The 26,974-nt window shown below is 40.5% G+C and carries 25 protein-coding genes; 19 read left to right on the top strand and 6 right to left on the bottom strand.

All coding sequences use genetic code 11. The annotated features are described in order from the left end of the window. Nucleotides 1-228: 228 nt before the first annotated feature. The gene (gene desA, locus ERX37_RS06690) at nt 229-1,227 is read left to right on the top strand and encodes a Delta(5) desaturase DesA (RefSeq protein WP_133429904.1); all 999 of its coding nucleotides are present in this window, start codon (nt 229-231) and stop codon (nt 1,225-1,227) included. Between the two features lie 30 nt (nt 1,228-1,257). Here the strand turns inward: desA and ERX37_RS06685 are convergent, their stop codons facing one another. From ERX37_RS06685 to ERX37_RS06665, 5 genes are all read right to left on the bottom strand, one after another. After that, nucleotides 1,258-2,433 carry an MFS transporter gene (locus ERX37_RS06685; protein ID WP_133429903.1) on the bottom strand — a complete coding sequence of 392 codons (1,176 nt, stop codon included), beginning with the start codon at nt 2,431-2,433 and terminating at the stop codon, nt 1,258-1,260. Beyond that, entirely contained in the window at nt 2,433-2,852 is a 420-nt protein-coding gene (locus tag ERX37_RS06680) for a MarR family winged helix-turn-helix transcriptional regulator (protein WP_133429902.1), read from the bottom strand. The genes ERX37_RS06685 and ERX37_RS06680 overlap by 1 nt, the downstream gene beginning before the upstream one ends. Nucleotides 2,853-2,951: 99 nt before the next feature. Continuing rightward, on the bottom strand, nt 2,952-4,409 hold the full coding sequence (locus ERX37_RS06675; RefSeq protein ID WP_133429901.1) for an NAD-dependent succinate-semialdehyde dehydrogenase: 1,458 nt from the start codon (nt 4,407-4,409) through the stop codon (nt 2,952-2,954). 197 nt (nt 4,410-4,606) lie between these two features. Further along, nucleotides 4,607-5,326, bottom strand: coding sequence for a M50 family metallopeptidase (locus ERX37_RS06670; RefSeq protein WP_133429900.1), 720 nt, complete (start codon nt 5,324-5,326; stop codon nt 4,607-4,609). Nucleotides 5,327-5,396: 70 nt separating this feature from the next. Further along, on the bottom strand, nt 5,397-6,683 hold the full coding sequence (locus tag ERX37_RS06665; protein ID WP_165981992.1) for a DUF1958 domain-containing protein: 1,287 nt from the start codon (nt 6,681-6,683) through the stop codon (nt 5,397-5,399). A 240-nt stretch (nt 6,684-6,923) separates the two neighbouring features. Here ERX37_RS06665 and ERX37_RS06660 point away from each other — a divergent pair, with 240 nt between their 5' ends. From ERX37_RS06660 to ERX37_RS06645, 4 genes are all read left to right on the top strand, one after another. Beyond that, nucleotides 6,924-8,141, top strand: coding sequence for a NupC/NupG family nucleoside CNT transporter (locus ERX37_RS06660; protein WP_133429898.1), 1,218 nt, complete (start codon nt 6,924-6,926; stop codon nt 8,139-8,141). A gap of 263 nt (nt 8,142-8,404) precedes the next feature. Further along, nucleotides 8,405-9,340, top strand: a complete 936-nt coding sequence (locus ERX37_RS06655) for an L-lactate dehydrogenase (protein ID WP_133429897.1) — start codon at nt 8,405-8,407, stop codon at nt 9,338-9,340. A gap of 105 nt (nt 9,341-9,445) precedes the next feature. Further along, entirely contained in the window at nt 9,446-10,279 is an 834-nt protein-coding gene (locus ERX37_RS06650) for a YitT family protein (RefSeq protein WP_133429896.1), read from the top strand. A gap of 9 nt (nt 10,280-10,288) precedes the next feature. Then, nucleotides 10,289-11,035, top strand: a complete 747-nt coding sequence (locus ERX37_RS06645) for a glucosamine-6-phosphate deaminase (protein WP_133429895.1) — start codon at nt 10,289-10,291, stop codon at nt 11,033-11,035. Between the two features lie 33 nt (nt 11,036-11,068). Here ERX37_RS06645 and ERX37_RS06640 read toward each other — a convergent pair whose 3' ends face one another. Continuing rightward, on the bottom strand, nt 11,069-12,100 hold the full coding sequence (locus tag ERX37_RS06640) for an NAD(P)/FAD-dependent oxidoreductase (protein WP_133429894.1): 1,032 nt from the start codon (nt 12,098-12,100) through the stop codon (nt 11,069-11,071). A 103-nt stretch (nt 12,101-12,203) separates the two neighbouring features. On the opposite strand from ERX37_RS06640, the gene ERX37_RS06635 reads away from it, so the two are divergent. The 14 genes from ERX37_RS06635 (at nt 12,204) to ERX37_RS06570 (ending at nt 26,969) form a co-directional block, all read left to right on the top strand. Continuing rightward, the gene (locus tag ERX37_RS06635; RefSeq protein WP_133429893.1) at nt 12,204-13,007 is read left to right on the top strand and encodes an ABC transporter ATP-binding protein; all 804 of its coding nucleotides are present in this window, start codon (nt 12,204-12,206) and stop codon (nt 13,005-13,007) included. A gap of 3 nt (nt 13,008-13,010) precedes the next feature. Then, nucleotides 13,011-13,997: a FecCD family ABC transporter permease gene (locus ERX37_RS06630; RefSeq protein WP_133429892.1), complete on the top strand. Its 987-nt coding sequence runs from the start codon at nt 13,011-13,013 to the stop codon at nt 13,995-13,997. After that, entirely contained in the window at nt 13,994-15,013 is a 1,020-nt protein-coding gene (locus tag ERX37_RS06625; protein WP_133429891.1) for a FecCD family ABC transporter permease, read from the top strand. The genes ERX37_RS06630 and ERX37_RS06625 overlap by 4 nt, the downstream gene beginning before the upstream one ends. Before the next feature lie 66 nt (nt 15,014-15,079). Beyond that, nucleotides 15,080-16,120 (top strand): GTPase domain-containing protein, encoded by a 1,041-nt coding sequence (locus ERX37_RS06620; protein ID WP_165981991.1) that lies wholly within the window; start codon nt 15,080-15,082, stop codon nt 16,118-16,120. 141 nt (nt 16,121-16,261) lie between these two features. After that, the gene (locus ERX37_RS06615; RefSeq protein ID WP_133429889.1) at nt 16,262-17,560 is read left to right on the top strand and encodes an ABC transporter substrate-binding protein; all 1,299 of its coding nucleotides are present in this window, start codon (nt 16,262-16,264) and stop codon (nt 17,558-17,560) included. 57 nt (nt 17,561-17,617) lie between these two features. Further along, nucleotides 17,618-18,484 carry a carbohydrate ABC transporter permease gene (locus ERX37_RS06610; RefSeq protein WP_133429888.1) on the top strand — a complete coding sequence of 289 codons (867 nt, stop codon included), beginning with the start codon at nt 17,618-17,620 and terminating at the stop codon, nt 18,482-18,484. After that, nucleotides 18,484-19,293, top strand: coding sequence for a carbohydrate ABC transporter permease (locus ERX37_RS06605; RefSeq protein ID WP_133429887.1), 810 nt, complete (start codon nt 18,484-18,486; stop codon nt 19,291-19,293). Before ERX37_RS06610 ends, ERX37_RS06605 begins: the two co-directional genes overlap by 1 nt. Nucleotide 19,294: 1 nt before the next feature. Beyond that, the gene (locus tag ERX37_RS06600; protein ID WP_133429886.1) at nt 19,295-20,305 is read left to right on the top strand and encodes a LacI family DNA-binding transcriptional regulator; all 1,011 of its coding nucleotides are present in this window, start codon (nt 19,295-19,297) and stop codon (nt 20,303-20,305) included. Continuing rightward, nucleotides 20,302-21,033: a ThuA domain-containing protein gene (locus ERX37_RS06595; protein ID WP_133429885.1), complete on the top strand. Its 732-nt coding sequence runs from the start codon at nt 20,302-20,304 to the stop codon at nt 21,031-21,033. Before ERX37_RS06600 ends, ERX37_RS06595 begins: the two co-directional genes overlap by 4 nt. Next, on the top strand, nt 21,023-22,042 hold the full coding sequence (locus ERX37_RS06590; RefSeq protein WP_133429884.1) for a Gfo/Idh/MocA family protein: 1,020 nt from the start codon (nt 21,023-21,025) through the stop codon (nt 22,040-22,042). Before ERX37_RS06595 ends, ERX37_RS06590 begins: the two co-directional genes overlap by 11 nt. A gap of 12 nt (nt 22,043-22,054) precedes the next feature. Next, nucleotides 22,055-23,098: a Gfo/Idh/MocA family protein gene (locus ERX37_RS06585; protein ID WP_133429883.1), complete on the top strand. Its 1,044-nt coding sequence runs from the start codon at nt 22,055-22,057 to the stop codon at nt 23,096-23,098. 2 nt (nt 23,099-23,100) lie between these two features. Further along, a complete protein-coding gene (locus ERX37_RS06580) occupies nt 23,101-24,069 on the top strand; it encodes a sugar phosphate isomerase/epimerase family protein (RefSeq protein ID WP_133429882.1) in 969 nt (322 codons plus the stop codon). 12 nt (nt 24,070-24,081) lie between these two features. Then, nucleotides 24,082-25,224: an ABC transporter ATP-binding protein gene (locus ERX37_RS06575; RefSeq protein ID WP_133429881.1), complete on the top strand. Its 1,143-nt coding sequence runs from the start codon at nt 24,082-24,084 to the stop codon at nt 25,222-25,224. A gap of 74 nt (nt 25,225-25,298) precedes the next feature. Next, entirely contained in the window at nt 25,299-26,969 is a 1,671-nt protein-coding gene (locus ERX37_RS06570; RefSeq protein ID WP_133429880.1) for a glycoside hydrolase family 13 protein, read from the top strand. The last annotated feature ends 5 nt before the right edge of the window (nt 26,970-26,974 follow it).

The following is a 26,974-nucleotide window of genomic DNA, read 5'->3' as shown; positions in this document are numbered from 1 at the left end:
ATTATATTAAAATATTGAAACAATCGATAAATACCGTTTTTAATACCTTTTAAATCTTTAATTTATATAATAATATATTATTTAGCATCAGATATTAGTATCAGGTATAAATTTTTGATGATTTTAGCATCTATCCCGTGTATAATGAAAGGGACATAAAAGCTGCTTTTACTTTTAAACTTCCATCACAGTATATTGGTTTCATATTATTTTTATTAGAGGTGAATTATGGAAAGAGAAAAAAAGTTACAGCTTAGAAAATCAGTCAAACCTTATGAGCGAACTAGTCTGCAAATCAGTATTATTCAAATACTGAACACATTAGTTCTTTATATCGCATTGATAGCATTGGGGTTTATTTTATATAGTGTATCACCATGGCTATCCATATTATGCGGTGGAATAGGGGCGTTCTTTTTAGTACGTAGTTTCATTATTTTTCATGACTGCACACATGGCTCATTCTTCAAAAGTAAGAAAGCCAACAAAATTTTAGGTAATATTACGGGCGTTATGACGTTATTTCCCTATGAAAAGTGGCGTCGTGAACATATCACGCACCATGCAACAAGCGGTAACCTGGATAAAAAAGGAACCGGCGATATCTGGATGATGACGATTGAAGAATATGAAGAAGCCACACCGATGACGCGTCTTGGATACAGACTTTATCGACATCCTTTTGTGATGTTTGTATTAGGACCGATTTATCTGCTCTTTATTACAAATCGTATGAATGACAAGAATGCAAAACCGGCAGAGAAACGTAACACTTATCTGCATAACCTGGCTATTTTAGTGATATACGGTCTGCTGATTTATTTACTTGGACCCGCAAGATTTTTCAGTGTGATGGGACCTGTCCTCTTCATCGGAGGGATGCTAGGGATATGGATGTTCTATATTCAGCACACATTCGAGGATTCTTATTTTGAAGATGAGAAGGAATGGGACTATGTTAAAGCGGCTGTAGAAGGTAGCTCCTACTATCGTCTGCCTAAACTATTCCAATGGCTGACAGGTAATATTGGTTTTCACCATGTGCATCACTTAAGCCCAAGAATTCCGAACTACTTGTTAGAACAGGCACACAATGAAGTGACGCCGTTGCAGCATGCAACGACGATTGATATCCGCAAAAGTTTTGAATCACTTAAATATAAACTTTATGATCCAGAACGAAAACGATTTATTACATTCGGTGAATATAAGAAGTATGCAAAATAAAAGCAGAGTACCCGGCCGGGCACTCTGCTTTTATTGATATCGAGCTGCTTTACGACCATGGACGATGAAGTAAAGCATGAGACCGCCGAGTACAACGATACTCATCGTACGGTAAAGACCATGCATACCGAGGACAGGAATTAATGCACCGAGTACATAAGGACCAAAGCCAAGTGCAAAATCAAGGCAGATGAAGTAGGTGGAAGTAGCGAGTCCTATTTTATGAGGTTCCGTTACTTTGACAGCAATGGTTTGAGCGACGGATAAGAAATTACCATAACCCAGTCCGATAAAGGCTGCACTCACTAATAACATCCAGCTGCTATGCGTATAGCTGAGTAATAGCAGACCGATAATATAACTGATGAATGAAGGAATCATCACGATATTGGTCCCTTTTTGATCAAGAATACGTCCTGTAAATGGCCGGGAAATTAAAATGAAGATGGCATAAACAAGGAAGAATAGAGTACCCGCCGTCACAAGATGATTCTCACGTGTGAAGAATGAAATAAAACTCAGAATACTGGAGTATGTCAGACAGACTACAAGAACAACTGAACCGATAGGAAGTGCATTCTTGTCGATAAAATCACCTAAACTAAAACCTTTGGAAGCTGCCGATTGATGAGTCTGAGGACGGATATGGATGAACGGCAGCATGATAAGCGCTACAAATGCGAGTGCCAGACAGACATAGAAGAGCTGCTGAAATGTGATGTACTGCAGCAGAAGCATACCGAGAAAAGGCCCGACAGCAGTGGCCATGACAGCACTCATACTAAAGTAACTGATTCCTTCCCCGCGTCTGCTGATCGGTGTAATGAAAGCGGCGATAGTTCCGGTCGCAGTTGAAGCAATCCCGCAACCTGCACCATTGAGCAGCCTTACAATCAGCAGCATCGGCAGGCCATTAGAAATAAGATATAGCGCAGTGGTTACTGTAAAAATTATGACACCGGTGATCAGAATTTTTTTCTGACCCATAATATCGATATATTTTCCAGCCCAGAAGCGACCGAATAAACTACCGACAATGAAGATACCGGAAACAAGTCCTGCTGTACTTTTGTCGACATGATATTCTTCTACTGCATAGCTGGCGATAGTGACCAGCAGTAAGAACATAGAGAGCATAATAATAAAATTGATTAAAGACACAAAGATAAATTCACGAGTCCAGAGAGGTTGTTTATTTTCAGTCATTATAATTTCCTTTCATGATAATAATGGATAACAGGTTCCAGTTGTATATTAACGAGAGAGACGTCTACAGATTCAAGTGATTGAGATTGAATTAATTTCACTTTATGCATCACTTCATCATAAGTCTGTTCTCCTTGTGGAGTGAGTGTCAGAATTTTTTCACGCTTATCCTGTCCAGGTGCAGTGATAATATATTTGAGTTCTATTAAGCGCTGTATGATTTTAGTGGCTGTCGGTTTTTCGATGCTGCGTACTTTTGCCACTTCGACTAAAGTAGTCGGACTCATCTGTTTAATAGTCTTAAAGAGCAGCCACTGGGCGGTCGATAACTGGTAGTGACTGAGCATGACATTAAGTTCTTCAACATAACGACGATGAATAAGAAGAATTGAATCGAAAAACCGCTGATTCTCATCCATAACAACACTCCTTTTAGTTAGTTAACCTAACTAACTATAACAAAAAAAGAATTAAAGTCAATAAAAAAATCGGATACCGAAGTATCCGATTCTATTAACCTATATAAATCTTGTATTGACGAATTTTTCAACAACATATTCTTTAATGCCTAGATGACTGTTCTCACGACCAAATCCTGAATGTTTAACACCACCGAATGGTGTTTCAGGTTGTGAGATTGAAACGGCATTAATACCGACCATACCATATTCAAGACGTCTTGAGATTTCCTGAATGACTTTTGCGGATGAAGCAAAGGCATAGGAAGCAAGTCCGAATTCAGTATCATTAGCCATTTCAATGACATGGTCTAAATCAGAATAGCTGATGAGTGGAACGACGGGACCGAATGTTTCTTTATAGAAGATATCCATTGATTGATCGACGTTATCGAGAACAGTAGGTGCATAGAATGTACCTTTAGCATATTCCCCATCAGTCAGACGTTCGCCGCCAATGAGAATTTTAGCACCTTTTTCAGTGGCATCATCCAGTTGTTCCTGAATTTTATCAATAGCATCTTCACGGATAAGAGGTCCGACATCGCTTGATTCATCCATACCATTGCCGACTTTGAGCTCTTTTACTTTTGTCAGTAACTTTTCAGTGAATTCTTCTTTGATACTTTCGTGAACGAAAATACGGTTTGGAGAGATACACACCTGCCCGTTATTGCGGAATTTAGCAGCAGCAAGTCCTTCAACTGCCTGCTCGACATCTGCATCTGCATGGACGATAAACGGTGCATGTCCTCCTAGTTCAAGTGATAATTTCTTAAGCGTATCACCAGACTGTTTATAAAGTTCTTGACCGATAGGTGTTGAACCTGTAAAGGTTAGTTTACGTACAACATCAGAGTCTGTCATTGTTTTACCGATTTCTTCTGAGCTCCCCATTACTAAATTGACCACACCGGCTGGTAATCCAGCTGCTTCAAATTGTTCAAAGATAGCAAGTGCCGTAAGCGGTGTATCACCTGATGGCTTAAGTACGACTGTATTACCTGCAGCAAGTGCAGGTGCAAGTTTACGTGTGACCATACCTGCTGGGAAGTTCCAAGGTGTAATAGCACCTACCACACCAATAGGCTGATAGACAATTTCAAATTTGTGTTCATTTGGAGCAGGAATCAGTTCACCATAAAGTCGGCGTGCTTCTTCAGCATTCCATCTGAAAAGATCAGCACCACTTGCTGCTTCTGCCTGAGATTCTTTAAACGGTTTACCTTGTTCAATCGTCATGATTTCAGCGATATAGTCTGCTTTTTCTTCAAGCAAATCTGCTACCTTATTAAGAAGTTCTACCCTATCTTTCAGTTCCATATCACGCCATGCGGGGTAAGCCTTTTTAGCTGCCTCAATAGCGCGTTTCGTCTCAGCTTCACCCGCTTGCGCAACTGATGCGATGACTTCACCCGTAGCCGGATTAATAACATCTTTTGTTTCTTTGCTGTCGCCATCTATCCACTCGCCATCTATAAATAATTGAGTATGTACATTGTTGATTGCTTCACTCATGTATAAACCCTTCTTTCATAATAGTCATATGTTAATAATTCCCGCTTCTCCCTGCATTAAACGTTGAGCTATAATGAGGTACAGCAGTGGGAATCATGGGTGAAAAATCAGTTCTTCCTTTTATCGTTATTATTTTAATCCGTACAGTCAGCGCACAGATTGTACGCGCATTGAATCGTAAACGTTTTACAGATATTCTAGAATAGTAACCATAACGCTAAATATAATGAGCCGATATTAACAATAATGAAGAAAAAGTAATAAATAAAGGCTGGTATACGAGTGAGACGACTCAGTGCAGCACCATCCCATCCGGGATGACCGTTGAAGTAAACTTGTGTTAACGTACGGGACGTTAGTAAAGTATCAGCAAGCAGGACCGCAATCATCAGCTGATATATAAAGTCATTCAGCAAATCATACTGATAAGCAGGCTGCCGCCACATAAAATAACTAAAAGTTAAAATGATAATCAGAATCGCAAAGGGCAGCCACTTTCTTGATGTTTTAAATAAATAGTAAATAAATATCAGCATTAAGATAAACCAGAAAATGACAGGATAGCGGTAATTAATGCACAGTATGCTGATCAGCAGAATGATAGGGGGAAAGAGATAGCCGCCTATCAGAGTCATAAATTGATTGAATTTACCTCTTGTCGCTGTAATAGCGAACCCTGTACGTTCTGTCATGTTCCTTTCCCGCCTGCTCGTCACCACCACAATATCTTTAACATGACCACCTGTCAGCTGACAGAAAATAGCATGACCAAATTCATGCAGTAATATCGGAATGAAATGAATCCAGCGCAAAAGAAAATGGTGATGAAATCGTATATTAATCAGCACGTAAAATGCTGCTATGATTATAATGAATGGCATATTAATAGTAATAGGTGAAATTAAAAAATCTAACATATCATCCTCCTTCAACAGAACTTAACATAAATAAAGATGCATCTCATCGGTCGTGAGATGCATCTTTATTTTATTTGTTCCACAAGTCGCGGAAGTAGTGCGGCTTAAATGAATAGATAAGAAGTAATGTGCCAGCTAAAAGAGAAAGAATAACGCCTGAAATAATCCAGCCGTAGTAATCATGAATAAATGTACGGATGGCATAATGACGATAATTTTCATACTTTACTGTCGGAGGCTGATAGTCTGAATCAACGAACTGTCGCTTATAGTCATAATGTACAAGACCATCTTTGTAATGAAATGTGCCTTTATGTTCTTTGTCGACAATATCGTAAAGGTCATTGTGAACATAGACTTCTTCGTCTCCGAATGTATGCTTGCCTTTTGATAATACTTTCTTGATACTGTAACGATTATACACTTCATCCATAATAGCATTAGCCATAATATTGCGGTTGAACTCAGCAGGCGGATCATACCAATCCATTACCCCCATCATCACGAGAACGATGCGAAAGTCATTTTTCTGGCCTGTAATAGTTGTATTGAAGCCTGCTGTATCACTCGATCCAGTCTTCAGACCATCCACACCTTTATAGCCTAGCTTAGCGCCTTCAAGTGAGTGGTTATAAGTATGAAAAGTTTCTTCATCCTGCGTTCCTTTTTTAACAGTGACTTCAGCTTTTTTCGTATAGTTAAGGATATCAGGGTGTCTATTCAGTAAGTGCTGGGTCAGAATAGCATAGTCTTTAGCGGAAGAAATATTGTCTTCATCTTCCGGATAGCCTTCAGCCTTGTACTGACGCATCAAGTTATTGGGGGCACCTACTGGATTATAATAATGTGTATCCTTCATGTGTAAGTCTTCTGCTGTTTTATTCATCAAGTCAATAAACTGAGTATCGTTTTTATTAACAAGTGATGAGAGCATATAGGTTGTTGAGTTTGACGAGGCCGTAATTGAAGTCTGAAGCAGTTCATCAACTGTGTAGCGAGCACCGAGTCTTAGATGATTATTACTCAGCATAGGCAGCTGTGAAATTTCATAGAATTTCTGGTTAACAGTGACCTCTGTCTGCTTATTGAATTTCCCCTGATCCATCGCTTCATAGACTAAATAAATTGTCATCAGTTTTGACATTGAAGCAGGGGGCCATTTAATCGTCGGATCATCACTATAGAGCACTTGTCCATTTTTCTGGGCGATCACTATTGTGCCGTTAGGTTCATATTGGGCACCCATCTGCGCCCCTTGTTCATTAGCAATCTCAACAGGTGATTTTGCATAAGCAGGTGTACTCATCAAGATGGATAATAGTAAAACAGAAAGAAAAGATCTAAATAAAATTTGCATCATACAACCTCGTTTAATATATGTAATAGTCTTATATTATCACAACTCCATCGCTTATATAGCAATCAAAATCTTAGGTCATAAATGATGTATATTTTGCATGAAAACATGTATATCATTCGATTTTCAAACGATTTCATTATAAATAGACAAAATATTGTTCGTTTATTATCAAAATTGTTTAACTATTTAGATGAAAAAAATGCTATAATCTTTCTATCAAAATTAAAGGTGGAAAATATGAATCTCTATTTATTGCTTAACATTCTAGGTCTCTTTGTTTTTATACTTGTTGCTTACCTTTTTTCACGCGACCGTAAGAACATCAACTGGAAAGCAGTTGCCGTCATGCTCGTTGTCAACTTATTCCTTGCATGGTTCTTCACACAATTCCCTTGGGGCCGTACAGCGGTTAAAGCAGTAGCAGATGGATTCAGCTGGATGTTGCAGGCTGCTTATGTCGGTATCGGCATGCCATTCGGTAGCTGGACAGCACCTGGCCCGGGTAAGATGGATATGGCTGTATCCGCACTGCTGCCTATCCTCTTCGTTGTACCATTATTTGATATCCTGATGTACATCGGCGTTCTACCGTTCATCATCAAATGGGTCGGCTGGTTAATCTCCAAAGTCACAGGACAACCTAAATTCGAATCATTCTTCTCAGTAGAGATGATGGTACTTGGTAATACAGAAGCACTTGCTGTTTCTAACGCACAAGTACGCGAAATGAGTCCGGCACGTGTTCTGACAATTGCTTTAATGTCGATGAGCTGTATCTCAGGTTCAATCGTTGGTGCTTACGTAACGATGGTACCGGGTGAACTGGTTCTGACAGCTATTCCGCTTAACATTATCAATGCGATCATCATTGCGACTATCTTGAATCCTGTACGTATTACACCGGAAGAAGATTATGTCGTTGAAATCAAGAATGAAACACGCCAGCCATTCTTCTCATTCCTTGGTGATTCAGTACTAGGAGCAGGGAAACTGATCTTAATCATCATCGCGTTCTTAATTGCATTCGTATCATTAGCTCATTTCATTGACATGCTGCTGTCACTGACAGACCGCTTTACAGGTATGGAAATTCGTCTATCAACAATTCTTGGTCTAATTATGGCGCCATTTGCAATGCTTCTCGGCTTACCTTGGAATGAAGCAGTAACAGTCGGTGGTCATATGGCGACTAAAATTGTTACTAATGAATTCGTAGTAATGATTGGAATTCAAGATGCACTTAAAACGATGCCTGAGCATATGAAAGCTGTTCTTGTTACGTTCCTTATCTCATTTGCGAACTTCTCAACAGTCGGTATGATTATTGGTACGTTAAAAGGTATCGTTGATATTAAAACATCTGATTTCGTCAGCAAATATGTTCCGATGATGTTATTAGCAGGTATCTTAGTTTCATTATTATCTGCTGCATTTGTTGGACTATTCGTCTGGTAAATTTACAGCAACTTCATAAAGAATCCATAAGGGATTAACAGTATAGGTATATAATCGTAGGTGGTCAGAGATTGAAAAAGGAGGCTTTTTCATGACTAACCGAATACTGAGAAACTTACGCCGCCGACTAAAAAAATCCCTTATTCCGAAGCTGCCAACAGCAACTTGTTAATAGGCTGACCTTTTAAGGTCAGTCTATTTTTTGTTCAAGAAGGGTAAGGACATATGAGAGTTAACTACAGTAAGCAAAGGAGAATACGTATATGGCTCATATAAGTGGAAATAAAGTCGTTTTAGTAGGTAATGGTGCAGTGGGTTCAAGTTATGCATTCAGTATGATGAATCAAGGGTTATGTGATGAATTTGTCATCATCGATTTGAATAAAGAGAAAGTAATGGGTGACGTCATGGATCTTAATCATGGTGTCCTTTATGCGCCGAGTCCGACTAAGATTAAAGCAGGTGACTACAGCGATTGTCATGATGCATCCATAGTCGTGCTCTGTGCAGGTGCTGCGCAGAAACCGGGTGAGACTCGTCTGGATCTGGTCAATAAGAATTTAGCGATTTTCCAATCGATTATCGATGAAATTATGAAGAGTGGATTTGAGGGTATTTTTATCGTAGCTACGAATCCTGTGGACATTCTGACTTATGCTACTATGAAATTTTCAGGTCTTCCTCATCATCGTGTGATAGGGTCAGGTACGATTCTTGATACTGCGCGTTTTCGTTATCTATTAAGTGAAAAGTTTAATGTAGCCCCTGGAAGTATTCATGCTAATATCATTGGTGAACATGGAGATTCAGAACTTGCAGTCTGGAGTACTGCCAATATCGCAGGTATGTCACTTAAAGATTATCTGGAGCAGCATCCTGAGCATGAAGGTGAACTGGACTCGATTGTCACTAATGTAAAAGAAGCAGCTTATCATATTATAGAAGCAAAAGGTGCGACGTTTTACGGAGTTGCTATGGGGTTGATGCGAATTACGAAAGCTATTCTTAATAATGAGGAAGCAGTGCTGACTGTCTCAGCATATTTAGACGGTGAATATGGACAGCAGGATGTCTATATCGGGGTGCCTGCGATCATTAATCGTCACGGCGTAAGACAAGTTATTGAATCAAAACTCAGTGATGATGAAAAAGCATTGCTTGATCAATCAGTGACAACGTTAAAACAATATCTGCCTTAATATAAAATAAATAATCAACAGCTGCACTTTCAGCACGGGTTGTTAATTGACCTCTGTTTAAGGTAAAGTAGTCATGGAATAAAAAGTTGGAAAGTGAGTGTTTTTATGAAAATTTCTCTTAAAACAATATTAATCGTTATTTTAGGTTCTTTTATTTTTTCTGCAGCAGTTAATATGTTTATCATTCCTGCTAATCTCGGAGAGGGTGGCGTGACGGGTCTTTCACTCATCTTTCTTTATGCATTTGGCTGGTCGCCGGCCATTTCTACGTTAATTATGAACCTCGTTCTACTAGGAGTGGGCTATAAGTTTCTATCAAAACGCTCGATGGTGCTGACTGTTATCTCGATTATTTCGTTATCGATTTTCCTGCATTTAACGGAGTCATGGCAGCTGCATCTGGATCAAGTACTCGTAGCGACGATCTTCGGTGGATTTTTAGTAGGGATCGGTATTGGTCTGATTGTAATGGTAGGAGGTACGACTGCTGGAACGACTATTCTGGCACGTATTGCGCATAAGTATCTAGATGTGAGTACGTCGTATGCATTATTATTCTTTGACTTAATCGTTGTCGCTATTTCATTGACGGTTATGCCGATTGAAAAAGCACTTCTGACAACGCTCAGTCTCTATATCGGTACAAAAGCAATGGACTTCATGATTGAAGGGACAAACCCTAAAAAGGCAATCACTATCATTTCTCAGAATCCTGATCCGATTGCAAAGATGCTTGATGAAGATATCGGACGTGGTGTGACATTATTGAATGGTAAAGGTTACTACACAAAACGCGAAACAGAGGTTTTGTATTGTGTGATTAATAAATTGCAGTTATCTAGAACGAAGCGAATGATCAGCAAGATTGATCCGAATGCCTTTGTTGTTGTCCATGATGTGAGGGATGTATTAGGTAATGGTTTTATGTCCGAACATTAGGAGGAAATGATGAAATTCATGAATTTGGGTAGTAGGGAACTGGCTAGTCATTATGTAGCGGTGGAGCTGTTCAAAACGATTCAATTTAATGGAGATCCGCTGTTAGGTTTAGCTACAGGTGGAACGATGGAGGAGATGTATGAGCAGCTATCTTCGCTTATTAATCATCATCACACTGATATCTCCCGTCTTGAAACCTTCAATCTTGATGAATATTTTAATATTGATGCCAATGATCCGAATAGCTATAGAAGTTACATGAAGCAGCAATTTTTTGATAAAGTCGGTCTGACAGAAGCGCAGTATCATCTGCCTGACAATGATTCAGTGGATGTTGAAGCAGATAATATGCATTATGAGGCAATGATCCGACAAAAAGGACCGTTCGATATACAATTGCTAGGTATCGGTATTAACGGACATATCGGTTTCAATGAACCAGGCACACCTTTTGACAGTCAGACGCGGATCGTTGAACTGACAGAGGAGACGATTGAAGCGAATGCACGATTCTTTGAACGTAAAGAAGATGTACCCGTTCAAGCTGTGTCCATGGGGATTGAGACGATAAAATATTCGAATCGTATCATTATGCTGGCATTGGGAAAGAAGAAAGCACCTATTATGGCGAAGCTTTATCACATGACAGAATCAGATATTCAAGTTCCGGCCAGCAGTCTGCTTGATCATCCTCATGTAGAAGTAATTATGGATGCAGAAGCAGCTCATTTAATCGATTTTAATTCATACAAATAAGCGACAACACTCTGTGTTGTCGCTTATTTGCATCTAGAGCAGCTGAGTGAGCAGTTCTTCGTTCTTTTCCTTGAAGACTTCATTGTGACTGGATACGATGCCTGCTTCATGTGCGGATGGATCAATATAAGTTTTAGCTAAGTTGACAGCATTAGCTGCATCATGGAAACAGCCGGCCATAAGCTGTACTTTACTGTCATGTGCGAGTATATCACCTACTGCGTATACTCCGGATATTTGTGTGGAAGAATCGGCATTACCTTTAATATAGAAATTATCCTGTCGGTCCAGTTTAATATCACATTTATCCAGCAGGTCGCTCTCCATGTGAAAACCATGATTGATGATAACGTCATCCACCATGATTTCACGTGGTTCACGTGTGCGGCAGTTCTGAATGATGACGGATTCAATCGTGTCGCCTTCTGCCTGCAGTGAATAAATGGAATGACTCATGATTTTTTCGACACCTCGTGCGTCCAGTCGGCGTACCATTTCTTCATGACCTTTAAAATCATCTTTTCGACAGAGAATAGAAACGTGCTCTGCAAAGGGGGCAATATCATATGCCCAGTCAATAGCTGCGTTTCCGCCGCCTGAGATTAGTACACGCTTATTTTTGAAGCGGGTGAGAGAAGGGACGACATAATGGAGGTTTGAGACCTCATAGCGTGCGGCACCTTCAATGGCAAGCTTCATCGGAGAGATGATGCCGCTACCGATTGCAATGATAACAGCCTTTGATAAATAGCTATCCTGGTCAGTGGTCACCTCAAAAAGCTGTTCATCTTTTTTAGTAATATTTGTGACTTTTTCACTAAGATGGACAGCTGGTTTAAATGTGAGACCTTGAGAGACCATCTCTTTGACGATATCGCCTGCAGGCTTAGGGGTAATGCCACCTATATCCCAGACTATCTTCTCGGGATAAAGGTTGACTTTACCCCCTAATTTATCCTGGAAATCAATAATGCGGACTTTCATACCACGCAAGCCTGCGTAAAATGCCCCATATAAACCTGCGGGTCCGCCACCGATAACAGTTATATCTAATAATGGATTCAAACTAAGAACTCCTTACTTCATTAAGTTGCGTTGTTTCATATTATACTATAAAATAAAATGCATTGATAATGATTATCACTTAATTGAATGAAGGCGGTTTAAAATGGACAGATTATCCGGAGAGAAAATTACAATAGGTTACGGCGAACGCGATATTGTAAAAGAACTATCCGTTACTATTCCTGACGGCAGAATAACTTCAATTATTGGACCAAACGGATGTGGCAAGTCGACATTGTTGAAAGCGCTTGCTCGCATCATTCCTGTAAAAGAAGGCCAGGTTGTACTGGATGGCAGGAATATTCATCAACAATCAACAAAGGAGATAGCACGCAAAATAGCGATATTACCTCAATCACCAGAAGTGGCTGACGGATTGTCAGCAGGTGAATTGGTCAGTTATGGACGTTTCCCCTATCAGAAAGGGTTTGGCCGACTGACGAAAGAAGATAAAGAGGTGATTGACTGGGCGCTTAGCGTGACAGGAACTTACGAGTTCAAGGAAAGAGCGGTCAACGATTTAAGTGGAGGACAACGTCAACGTGTATGGATTGCGATGGCGCTTGCACAAAAAACAGATATCATTTTTCTTGATGAACCGACTACTTATCTGGATATTTCTCATCAGCTTGAAATTCTGGATTTAGTACAGACGCTTAACCGTGAGCAGGGGACAACGATTATTATGGTTCTGCATGATATCAATCAGGCTGTCCGTTTCTCTGATCATCTGATTGCAATGAAAAAAGGTAAAATTGTGACACAAGGCAGAACGAATGATGTACTGACAACGGAAGTACTGGCTGAGGTGTTCAATATTGATGCAGAACTCAGTACAGATCCACGTACCGGCAAGCCGTTACTGGTGACTTATGACTTATTATGCAAACATTACACGAGGATATAAGCGATGAGGACAACGGTAAAGAATGTGATGTTAAGTATGGTGATAGTAGTCGCTATCATTATTATTCTGCTTATTTCATTTTGTCTGGGCACGGTCAATTATTCTATAGGTCAAATATTTTCTGCTTTCTTCCACTATGAGAATATTGAAAGTCACAATATTATCCGTGATATTCGTGTGCCTCGTGAGCTCGGTGCACTGCTAGTTGGCATGGCGCTCGCCTGTAGTGGTGCTATTATGCAGGGTATTACTAAAAATGCCCTGGCAGATCCTGCACTGCTTGGTCTGAATGCCGGTGCTTCGATGATGATCAGTATGGTTCTTGCTTTTTCTGAAAATGCAAGTTTCCTTGTGCTTATGTTGGCTGGTTTTCTTGGAGCAGTGATCGGTGGGACATTGGTCCTGCTTATTGGCAGTTCGAGACGTGGGGGTTTCAGTACGATGCGTATTATATTAGCCGGTGCAGCTATCTCCGCTTTACTGACCGCACTTGCTTCAGGTATAGCACTCATATTCCGCCTGAATCAGAGTATTACTTTCTGGACTGCTGGTGGGGTGGCAGGCACAACGTGGCAGCAGCTTGCTTATGCCGCTCCAGTAATTCTGGTGATTATCGTTCTGGTGTCGATGAGAGGACGTCAACTCACTGCACTGAGCCTAGGTGAAGAGATGGCTCAAGGTTTAGGTGCAGATACAAACCGAATTCGTATCTTTTTTTCGATTATGACGATGCTTCTTGCCGGTATCGCTGTGTCGTTAGTAGGGTCTCTGGTCTTTGTAGGGTTAATGGTGCCTCATATTGTGAGATTTCTTGTGGGGACAGATTATCGTCTGATTCTTCCATTCTCCGCTTTGCTCGGCGGCTTATCGATTGTAGTAGCAGATACGATTGCACGACTTGCAGGTGAATCACCACTCGGTGCCATTATTTCAATTATAGGTGTGCCGTTCTTCATCTATCTGGTGAGAAGGGATGGTAAATTACTATGATTGAAGCACATAGAAAAAGAAAACAATGGCTTAGTGTTACTGTGTTGTGTGTCGTTGTGCTGTTGACAATGGCATTCAGTATGACGACCGGTGATTTCAAAATGACGATCCCTCAATTCTTCCGGATATTATTCGGTATGGGTGAATCGACCGATACAATGATTCTGTATGAATTCAGAATGCCAAGACTGATAGTCACATTGCTAAGCGGTGCTGCACTTGCCTTAAGTGGCGCACTTCTGCAGAGTATCACAAGGAATCCACTTGCGGATCCCGGCATCATCGGTATTAATGCGGGCAGTGGCTTCTTTATTGTGCTGCTGATGATATTTTTACCTGTTGATAGTCAGACATTTGTCTATGTGCTGCCTCTCTTTAGCATGATAGGCGGCTTACTGACAGCACTGATTATATTTATACTGAGCTATAAAAAGAATGAGGGCATTCAACCTGTCCGTATGGTGCTGATGGGGATTGGTATGGCGACTGCATTAAGTGGTGCTTCAATTATGATGACTTCAACATTCAAAAAAGAACAGATGGAATTTGTGGCTTCCTGGTATGCAGGCTCCATCTGGGGTGATACATGGCCGTTTGCCATCATACTGATCATTTCAGTATTTATATTAGTGCCACTGGTCTTCGCCAAGGCGAACACATTGAATATTTTAAACACACATGAACATATATCTATAGGAGTAGGTGTCGCTGTCAGTAGACAACGCCTGCTGTTGATTGCTATCGCAGTCTTTTTAAGTTCGAGTGCAGTTGCAGTGAGCGGAGGTATTGCATTCATCGGTTTATTAGGTCCGCATATTGCACGTGGTCTTGTGGGGCCCAGACATCAGATGTTTCTTCCAATTGCATTATTGATTGGAGCGATACTACTTGCGCTCTCTGATACAATCGGTAGAATATTGCTGCAACCGTCAGGTGTCCCGGCAGGCATCATTGTCAGTTTAATTGGCGCACCGTATTTTATCTATTTAATGAATAAGAATGCGCGAGACGCATAGCCCTCTCGATTTATTGTTATAGTTAAAGGGTAGAGAGGTTATAATAATAATAATGGAGTGATGAAGATGATCAATCATCCCTTAGTGAAGGCTTATAGAAAGTTTGTTGCGAATCGAACGCCGCACGCTGTCGGATTTATAGGACAGCCGGATGCGGGTAAGAGCAGTCTAATCAACAAGCTACTGCCAAAGGCTAAAGCCTATACAGGCGTTCATACAGATGCAACGCTTACAGCCCAATCATACGATTATCCGATATACGGAGAGTTAATAGACTTTCCGGGGGTAGGGACAGAAGAAGTGACATTATCACAATATAAGAAAATGATTAAGGCAAGTAACATCTCGACCTTCTACTACGTATTTGGAAGTAAGATTAGAGAGACGGATATGGAGTTAATTAAATACCTCTATAAAGAGAAAAAAGAAGTACATTTCATTTACAACAAAGTAGATGCGATGGTTGATGTCAACCATGATGACTCTCTGGAATCATTGAAACATACGAAGGATACTGAACTGAAAGTCATGCTGCGTCCTTATATTAAAGAGCAGAAAGATTACTTGTTTGTTAGTGCGTTGACAGGTGAAGGGATAGAGACCTTACAGCAGCAGCTTAAAACATTATTTGAAGCGCAATATCAAGTATATCTTGAACAGTATAACAGTGCAGAAATGAAAGAAAGTTATCTCAACTATAAAGTGAATAGTGTGTTTCCAAAATTATTTACGCCTGCTTTAAAAGAAGTGATATCAAGAGAGAGCTACAGCGTTCTTGAACGGACGATACGAAGTCACTTCAGAGTAGAGGCAGACGATGTCTATGATAAATTTCATATGTGGCCCTCTATCGAGAAACATATTGCTCAGCAGGGGAAACCGGAAAACACATTTTCTCATGTAATGGATTTTGCAAAAATGGTCCAAATTCTAAGAAGTGCTTTTAAATTAAAATCATTAAACCCTATCCAATCCGTTCTAGGATCACTGATAGAAATGGGATTATCTCAAGCATTTCCAGCTGTTCAAGGTATCATCAGCTATACGAATGATATTAAAGCAGTAGCTAAAAATATAATCGACCAGTCTACACCGTTATACAGATAGAACTCACACCTGTGAGTTCTTTTTTTATTCTTTTATGCAATCGTTTGCAAAAAAGCATTGACGATGAAAAATAGCTTGTGATAAGATGAGCTTAAGAAATGAAAACGTTTTCTATTATAGAGAGGAAAAGGAGATTAAGAGATGAAAAAATCATCATTATTAATGCTTGTTGTATCGTTACTCGTAGCATCTGTTCTTGCAGCATGCGGTAACTCAGGTTCAGGCGGCGGTACTGCAAAAAAAGGAGACGGAGACCAAGTAACGGTTAACGTATTCCAGTTCAAAGTAGAATTCAAACAACAGTTTGAAGAAATGGCTAAGAAATACATGGCTGAACATCCGAATGTGAAAATCAACATCGAAACTGTTGGTGGCGGTAATGACTACGGTCAAGCATTAAAAGCAAAAATTGCTTCTAAAAACGAACCTGATATTTTCAATATCGGTGGACCGGAAGACTTAAAAGTACACGCGAACCGTTTAGCAGATTTATCAGATATGAAAGCGACTAAAGCAGTAGTTGATGAAGCATTAATTGCACCTGTTCAAAAGGATGGTAAAACATATGGTATCCCGATGAACCAGGAAGGTTACGGCTTAATCTACAATAAAGAAATCTTCGACAAAGCAGGCGTTAAAGCTGAAGATATCAAAACACTTGATGATTTAGAAAAAGTTTCTCAGACTATTGATTCTAAAAAAGAAGAACTAGGGTTAAGCGGTGTCTTCGCATTACCAGCTAAAGAAAAATGGGTATTAAGCGACCACGCAGCCAATATTTTCTTAGCAAAAGATTTTGATAACGATATTCAAAAAGCAGCTGCAGCAAAAACATTACCCTTCTCTCAGAAAGATCAGTTAAAACAGTATTTAGATATTCAAAACAAATATTCAAAACAACCTGTTGTATCTCTTGATTACTCTCAACAAGTTGAAGAATTATTCTCTACTGGTAAAGTAGCGATGATTCAGCAAGGTAACTGGGCTTATCCGACCATTGAAGGGGTTAATCCTGAAGTAGCTAAAAATGTAGGACTGATTGCAGTACCGACAAGTTCAGGTGAAGCGACAATTCCAGTAGGTGTTGCAAATAACTGGGCAGTCAACAAAAAATCAGATGAAAAAGTTCAAAAAGCAGCAAAAGAGTTTCTTGACTGGTTATATACATCTGATCAAGGTAAACAGATTGTAATGGAAGACTTCAAGTTTATTCCAGCATATAAAGACTACGATACATCTAAAATTGCTGATCCACTATCAAAAGAAATCTATAAGTACTCTCAAGATGGTAAAACAACTGCATGGGTATTCAAAGGCTATCCAACTGGATATACTGACGATGCGTTAGGTGCTTACTTACAAGATTACTTAACAGGTAAAATATCATTTGACGAAGCAATCAAAAAATCTCAAGATGCTTGGGAAAAAGCAAGAAAATAATAGTTGAAAAGGGGGGCACATCTTGTGGCACCCCTTTTTAAAATCTGAGGTGAAAAAATGAAGACAAAAAGTTTCGCATTCTGGCTCTTTTTAATGCCGGTTCTAGTCGCATTGTTTATGGTCATCATTATTCCGTTCATATATGGTATTTACTATTCATTTACTAACTGGAACGGCGATACATCCCAAGTACCAGATTTTGTAGGGTTCAGTAATTATGTCAATTTATTGAGCGATGAGACTTTCAAAAATGCTTTATGGTTTACTTTTAAATATTCTATTGCATCTGTATTGATTGTTAATATTATCGGGCTCAGTCTTGCACTCCTCGTGACAAGCCGCATTAAGTCCAAAAACTTCTTACGTACGATTTTCTTCATGCCGAATTTAATCGGTGGACTGATTCTTGGTTTTATCTGGCAGTTCATTTTCACTAAAGTATTCGCAAGTATTGGTGAAGCAATCGGTTCAGAGTGGATGCAGGGCTGGTTAAGTGATACGGCAACTGGATTCTGGGGACTTGTTATTCTGACAACATGGCAGATGGCAGGTTATATCATGATTATCTATATTGCTTACTTAGAAAATGTACCTGTTGACTTACTTGAAGCAGCAGAAATTGATGGAGCTAATACGTGGCAGCGTTTTAAAAATATCATCTTCCCGCTTGTTGCACCTGCTTTTACGGTCAGCATGTTCCTTACGTTGTCTGGCGCTTTCAAAGTCTATGATCAGAACTTATCACTGACAAACGGAGGTCCAGGTAACTCAACGAAAATGGTAGCGATGGATATCGTCGACACGGCCTTTAAGATGAACTTAATGGGTTCTGCACAGGCGAAAGCAGTTGTCTTCTTCCTGATTGTCACTGCGATCAGTTTAGTACAGGTTTACTACAATAAGAAAAGAGAGGTTGAGATGTAATGAAAATCAAGTGGTTTATTGTTGAGATTATCGCACTGGTCATCGGATTATTATGGCTCTCACCTTTCTATCTCATGATCGTCAATGCGTTTAAAACAAAACTTGAAATATTCAGCAACACATTGAAGCCCCCAGAAACATTCACGTTCCAGAATTTTATTGGTGCTTTCCAGCAATTGAACTTTGCACAGACATTTCTGAACTCAGTTCTCGTCTCATTTATGAGTGTGGCTCTTATTATTATCTTCTCAAGTATGGCAGCCTATGCGCTCAGCCGTAATAAAGGGAAGATGTCCAACTTGATTTTCTTCTTATTTGTAGCGGCGATGCTGGTGCCGTTCCAGTCTGTTATGATTCCGCTCGTTAAAATATTCGGTGATCTGCAGAGCTTGAATATCTGGGGTCTGATGTTCATGTATCTTGGATTCGGTGCAAGTCTGTCTATCTTCCTGTATCACGGTTCACTACAAGGGATTTCTAAATCTCTTGATGAGGCAGCGATGATTGACGGTGCGAGCAAATGGCAGGTGTACTGGCATGTTATCTTCCCGCTGTTGAAACCTATCTCAGTAACGGTGGGTATCCTGAACGTTATCTGGATCTGGAATGACTACCTGTTACCGAGTTTAGTTCTCGGACCTGGGCAGGAGACCATTCCACTTAAATTGTTCCTATTCTTCGGACAATATACGAAACAGTGGCACTTAGCGCTGGCTGGTCTCACTATTTCAATTATTCCGGTTATTATCGGTTACTTCTTCGCACAGAAACAGATTATTAAAGGTGTTTCTGACGGCGCTGTGAAATAGTATGGTGACAATCAAGGATGTAGCGAAGCGGGCGAATGTCGCCCCTTCTACCGTATCACGTGTCATCAGCAACAATGATGCTATCAGTGAAAAGACAGCACAGAAAGTCAGACAGATCATGTATGAAATGGGCTATATTCCGAATGTATCAGCAAGAAGACTTGTCAAAAAGCAGTCAAATACAATCGGTATTCTGTTGAAGTCATCTTCAAAAGAAATGCGTCAGAATCCTTTTTTTACAGATGTTTTGATGAGCATCTCGAAAATTTGTAAAAATAGTGGCTATTCGACAGTGATATCAACAAGTGCTGATGAAGCTGAGCTGCTTGTTGAAGTGAAGGAGTTAATCAGTGGCAATGCAGTTGATGGCTTTATCGTTCTTTATTCAAAAGAAGAGGATAGAGTCCGCCACTATTTAAGAGAAAACAACTGTCCTTTTGTTATCATCGGTAAACAACTAAATGATGCCGATGATATATATATTGATAATGATAATGTAGAAGCTTCAAAACAGCTGACTGAATATCTCATTTCTCTTGGTCACCGGCATATTGCCTTTATTGCAGAGAATAAGACATATGCCGTTAATATTGACCGTCTGCAGGGATATAGAACAGCATGCAAAAATGCAGGGATAGCACTCTCGACGTATGAAGGCGCTGCCGGCACAGATGATGTCAGACAGATCATTCGCTCATTACCGGCTGATATAACTGCACTCATTACATCTGACAGTATGATGAACTTGAATGTGCTGAGTGAACTATATCTTGCAGGACGCCGTATACCGGCGGATATTCAGACAGCGACATTTAACGATTCTTATTTGAACGAAACAGCTTGTCCTCCTCAGACTGTTGTTGATATTTTTCCTGAACGATTAGGAGAAGAAGCGGCTAGTCGATTAATTGAATATTTATGCCATCGTGATATGCTAAAAGTGAGTAAAATGATTCCAACTCGAATTATCGAACGTCAATCTACAAAACCATTAAAGGAGTGGGACGAATGAAAGTTACAGTATGGAATGAATTTAGACATGAAAAAGAATCAGAAAAAGTGAGAAGTGTTTACCCGGAAGGTATTCATCAGCATATTGCTTCTTTCATTGAAGATGCAGAAGTGACGACAGCAACACTTGATGAAGCTGAGCATGGTTTGACAGAAGAAGTGCTGAATACAACAGATGTACTGATCTGGTGGGGACATAAGGCACATGATGAAGTAGATAACGCTATTGTGGACCGCGTACATAAGCGTGTACTTGAAGGGATGGGACTGATTGTTCTGCATTCAGGTCATTTCTCAAAAGTATTCAAGAAACTGATGGGTACGGGCTGTGATTTAAAATGGCGTGAAGTGGGTGAAAAAGAGAGAATCTGGACTGTAATGCCGAACCACCCCATTGCTGAAGGATTAGATGAGCACTTTGAGCTTGAACAGGAAGAAATGTATGGTGAACATTTTGATATACCAGCACCAGATGAACTGATTTTCATCAGCTGGTTCCAGGGTGGAGAAGTTTTCCGTTCAGGTGCGACTTTTAAACGAGGTAACGGTAAGATTTTCTACTTCCGTCCAGGACACGAAACTTATCCAACTTATTACGACAAAAATATTCAACGCGTCATCAACAATGCTGTGAGATGGGCGAAGCCTACAACAAACGGCTATCCGACTTATGGTAACTATCAGCCGCTTGAAGATCTGAGTAAAGGAGAGAAGACAGATGACCTTTAAAGTGGGTATTATCGGTTGCGGCAGTATCGCAACGCACAGACATATTCCTGAATATCAGCACAACGAAGATGCAGAAATTATTGCTTACTGCGATATCGTCAAGGAACGCAGCGATGAACTTGCTGAAGAATTCGGTGGTACGAGCTACTCTGATTATCATGAGCTTCTCGCTAATTCTGAGGTGGAAGTCGTCAGTATCTGTACACCGAATTATCTGCATGCAGAGATGACGATTGCAGCATTACAGGCAGGTAAACATGTATTATGTGAAAAACCGATGGCGACTTCGCTTGAAGATGCGGATGCAATGATTCAGGCAGCAGATAATAACGGTAAGATGCTGATGATTGGTCATAATCAGCGTATTAACGAAGCACATCAACAAGCTAAAAAAGATATAGCAGATGGTAAACTGGGCAAGATTTACTCATTTAAGACAACATTCGGTCATCCGGGGCCGGAAGGATGGAGTGTTGATGGACCAGATAGCTGGTTCTTCGATAAAAAACGTGCGTTTATCGGTGCGATGGGCGATCTTGGTGTGCATAAAGCCGACTTAATGCGCTACATTCTTGATACTGAATTCTCAGAAGTCGGTGCAATGATTGAAACATCGGCTAAGAAGGCAGATGTGGATGATAATGCAGTACTGATACTTAAAACTGAGAATGGCATTATCGGTTCTCTTAGCGCATCATGGGCGTATAATGGTCAAGAAGATAACAGCACGATTATTTACGGCGAAAAAGGTATTTTAAAACTGAATGCAGATGATGTAGATACTTATCAGTTCTTCGGAGCAGATGGCAACATTGAGAAGAAGCAGCTCGGTGAAATTCAGACGAACGATGAAGAGGGTCAGAAAAACTCACACACAATTGACGCTTTTATTGACGCACTTTCAGAAAATAAAACACCTATCTGTGATGGACGCGAAGGCCGAGCATCTCTCAATGTCATTATTAAAGCGATAAATTCAGCTGAGAATAAAACAATCACACAAGTTTAAGGAGCGTTACACATGACGAAAGTGAGACTAGGTATAGCAGGCGTAGGAGGTATAGCGACAGATAGACATATACCTGCCTTCAGGAATTTCGATCAAGTTGAAATCACCCATGTCTATGATATTAATACAGAGCGGGCGATGGTTGTGGCCAATCAATTCCAGATTCCACATGTTGCTTCAAGTTACGAGGAGATGCTGAATCATATTGATGCAGTGGTGATTACAACACCAAACAAATTTCACGCTCCTTTGACGATCGCTGCGCTTGAGAAGAATATCTCTGTCATGTGTGAAAAACCGATGGCAACTACTCAAGCTGAAGCAGATGCCATGGTGAAAGCTGAGGAAAACAGCGAAGGTATCCTTCATATTGCTTATCATTACCGTTTTATGAAGGAAGCGATTGCAGCGAAGAAAATCATCGATAAAGGAATCATCGGTGAACCGCTTGTCGTGCGGGTTAAAGCGATGCGACGACGCAAAGTGCCAGGCTGGGGTGTCTTCACTAACAAGGAACTGCAAGGCGGCGGTGCATTGATTGACTATGGTTGTCATCTGCTGGATCTCGCGATGTGGCTGACAGGTAATCAGAAGCCGGTGGAAGTCTCAGCTCAGACTTATAACCAGTTAAGCCGTATGCCGAATCCTGTCAATGAGTGGGGGCAGTTCAATCCGGAGACATTTGAAGTGGATGATCATGTCACAGCATTCATCAGATTCGAGAATAATATCACGATGCTCTTTGAGACAAGCTGGGCTGCGAACGTCGAGAGTGACGAAGAGCATATCAGCATATCAGGCACAAAAGGTGGACTGGATGTTTTCAAGATGAAGGTCAATCAGGCGGATGATACATTGATGACGACGCTGAATATTGATTATATACAGATTGATCATTCCTTCCAGTACTTACAGGCTGAGAACTTTATCGCCGCTATAACGCACGAAGTTCCTTTGCGAGTACAACCAGCGGAAGCGAAAGACGTCTCAAGCATTATAGAAGCTATTTATATTAGTGCAGCAAAGCAACGAGCTGTTCGAATAGAGGAGGAGTAATCATGAAGTTAGGTGTGTTTAATCCGTTATTCAATGATAAATCATTTGAAGAGATGCTGGACTACGTTCAGGCAGCCGGTGTTGAAGCAGTGGAAGTCGGAACTGGAGGTTATCCAGGTAGCCACCACATCAATGTAGACCAATTGCTCGAGGATGAAGAGGCGAGAGAAGTTTATTTAAAAGCATTTGCGGAGCATGACCTGTTCATCTCATCATTCAGCTGTCATGGTAATCCGATTTCTCCAGACGAAGCATTTCGTACAGAATCCGATACAGCGCTTAGAAAGACGATTAAGTTAGCAGCGCTGATGAATGTACCGGTGGTCAACTGCTTCAGTGGAACAGCTGGAGACTCAGAAGAAGCGAAGCAGCCGAACTGGCCGGTTGTTGCCTGGCCGACAGAATATGCCGACATCTATAACTGGCAGTGGGAGCATAAGCTCATCCCATACTGGAAGGAAATCGCACAACTTGCCAAGGAAAATAATGTGAAGATCGCACTGGAATTACATGGTGGATTTTTAGTGCATTCTCCTTATACATTACTGAAACTTCGCGAGGCAACAAATGAATATATCGGTGCGAATCTTGATCCAAGTCATATGTGGTGGCAAGGTATTGATCCGGTTGCTGCCATCAAGATTTTAGGAAAAGAGAATGCCATCCACCATTTCCATGCGAAAGATACGTATCTTGATCAGGATAATATCAATATGTACGGACTTCTTGATATGCAGCCTTATGGTGATGTCCGCACGCGCAGCTGGACGTTCAGAAGTGTAGGCTGCGGACATGATTTGAAGGAATGGACAGCGATGATGAGTGCCCTTAGAACATATAACTATGATTATATCGTCAGCATTGAACATGAGGATCCGCTGATGTCGATTGAAGAAGGATTCCAGACAGCAGTTCGAAACTTAAAACAAATAATGATTAAAGAGACACCGACTGATATATGGTGGGTGTAAGGAGGAAGTTAAATGGCGGAACTGAAACTGGATCATATCCAGAAAACATATGACGGTGGTAATACAGTCGTTAAAGATTTTAATCTACACATTCATGATAAAGAGTTTATCGTATTTGTTGGACCCTCTGGTTGCGGGAAGTCCACGACATTACGTATGATTGCAGGACTTGAGGATATTACAGCGGGAGACTTGACGATTGATGGCGTACGCATGAACGACGTACCACCTAAAAATCGTGATATTGCAATGGTATTCCAGAACTATGCGCTTTATCCGCATATGACGGTCTTCGACAATATGGCATTTGGACTGAAGCTTCGCAAAATGCCGAAAGCTGAGATTAAAACACGTGTTGAAGAAGCAGCGAAGATACTAGGGCTGACTGATTATCTGAACCGTAAACCAAAAGCATTATCAGGGGGCCAACGTCAACGTGTGGCATTAGGTCGTGCTATCGTCCGTGAAGCGAAAGTCTTCCTGATGGATGAACCATTATCAAACCTGGATGCGAAACTTCGTGTACAGATGCGTGCAGAAATTTCTAAATTACATGAACGTCTGCAGACAACGACGATTTATGTAACCCATGACCAGACAGAAGCATTAACGATGGCCACACGTATTGTCGTACTGAAAGATGGCGACATCATGCAGGTCGGGACACCGAAGGAAGTATATGATTTCCCGGAAAATATTTTCGTGGCTGAATTTATCGGTTCACCGCCAATGAACATTTTCTCAGCACGCATTGCAGACAATCGTATGTATATCGGCAACTATGAATTTGATCTCCCTGCAGAAATGGCTCGTACACTTGATGTTGCGGGCTATAACGGTAAGGATATCAAATTCGGTATTCGTCCAGAAGATATTCATTTCGACGCACAGTCAGGCACACCATTCGAGACGAAAGTAACGGTGAGTGAGCTGTTAGGTTCAGAAGTTATGGTCTATTCTGTATTTGAAGGACAGGAATTTATCTCTAAAATTGATGCAAGCCACCAGTTCCGTAATGGTGACATTATTAAACTCGTGATGGATATGACAAAAGCACATTTCTTTGATGGTGAGACAGGTGTGCGTATCCCTCGTGCAAATGAAGCAGAAGAAAGACAGAAGCTTGAACACAATTTAATTGCTGAAACAAACTAATAAGTTGTAATGACTGCAAAAAGCTGTTAGCATGCACATGTTAATAGCTTTTTTAATTCAGGAGGCCAATCAAAATGAAGCGTATATGGTGGAAAGAAGCGGTATGCTACCAGGTATACCCGCGTAGTTTTAAAGATTCAAATGGAGATGGTATAGGAGATATCAACGGTATTATTGAGAAGCTGGATTATTTGCAGGAGCTCGGCATTGATGTTATCTGGGTCAGTCCGATTTACAAATCGCCGAATGATGATAATGGTTATGACATCAGTGACTATCAGGCCATCATGAGAGATTTCGGCACGATGGAAGACTTTGATCGACTGCTCCTTGAAGTCCATGCACGTGGTATGAAACTCATTATGGATCTCGTCATCAATCATACAAGCGATGAGCATCCATGGTTTATTGAATCAAGCATTGCAAAAGATAATCCGAAGCGTGACTGGTATATCTGGCAGGATGCAAAAGACAATAAAGAGCCTAATAACTGGGCAAGTATTTTTGAAGGCTCTGCCTGGGAATATGACGCCACTACCGATCAGTATTACATGCATGTATTCAGTCGTAAGCAGCCGGACTTAAACTGGGAGAACGCTGAAATGCGTGAAACCATCTACCATATGATTAACTGGTGGCTGGATAAAGGAATTGATGGTTTCCGTGTCGATGCTATCAGTCATATAAAAAAATCATTTGAATTAGGAGACCTTCCTAATCCAGAGGGCTTGAACTATGTCCCGTCGTTTGAGGCTCATATGAATCAGCCGGGTATTCATCAATACCTTGAAGAATTAAAAGAAAAAACCTTCTCAAATTACGATATTATGACTGTTGGAGAGGCAAATGGTGTTACAACAGATGATGCTGATATCTGGGTCGGCAATGAGAATGGTAAGTTCAATATGGTCTTTCAGTTTGAACATTTAAACTTATGGGATCATAATATCGGAACATCATTCGACATTCCAGGCTATAAGAAAGTACTTGCAGAATGGCAGAAGGGTCTTGAAAATAAAGGCTGGAATGCACTCTTTATCGAAAATCACGATCGTCCCCGTGTGCCGTCGACATGGGCGGATGAAAAAGATCATTGGTTCCAGAGTTCAACGAGTCATGCAACAGTCTACATGTTACTGCAAGGAACACCGTTCATCTATCAAGGTCAGGAAATCGGTATGACGAATTATCCGTTCAAAGATATTACAGAATTTGATGATGTACATGCGAAGAATATTTATAACAATGAACTGATTAATGGAGCGACAAAAGAAGAAGTAATTGATATGCTGCAACGGATGAGTCGTGACAATTCACGTACGCCGATGCAATGGGATGCGTCAGAACATGCCGGCTTCACGACCGGAACACCATGGATGAAAGTGAATCCTAACTATCCATATCTTAATGTGGCACATCAGCTGGAACGTGAAGGCTCTATCCTTAATTTCTACAAAAAGCTGATTGCCTTTAAGAAATCCAATCTCGTTATGACTTATGGTACGTTTGATCTTGTCTATGCAGACAATCCTTCAGTATTTGCTTATACGAGAACAATGGATGATGAGAAAGTACTTGTCATCGGTAATCTTGCCAATGAAAAAGTGGAGTTAGATGATTCAGAGAACCTAGAATTCAATCCACAGAATTTAAAACTCGCAAACTATAAATATGCATACGATACAGAAACTTCTGAAACCATTCAATTACAGCCATATGAAGCGAGAGTCTATAGATTATCATAATGAAT

Origin of the sequence: Macrococcus hajekii (assembly GCF_004359505.1) — a bacterium.
Taxonomy (GTDB): Bacteria; Bacillota; Bacilli; order Staphylococcales; family Staphylococcaceae; genus Macrococcus; species Macrococcus hajekii.
Note: the sequence above shows the minus strand (reverse complement) of the source record. Positions and strands in the feature narration are given on the sequence as shown.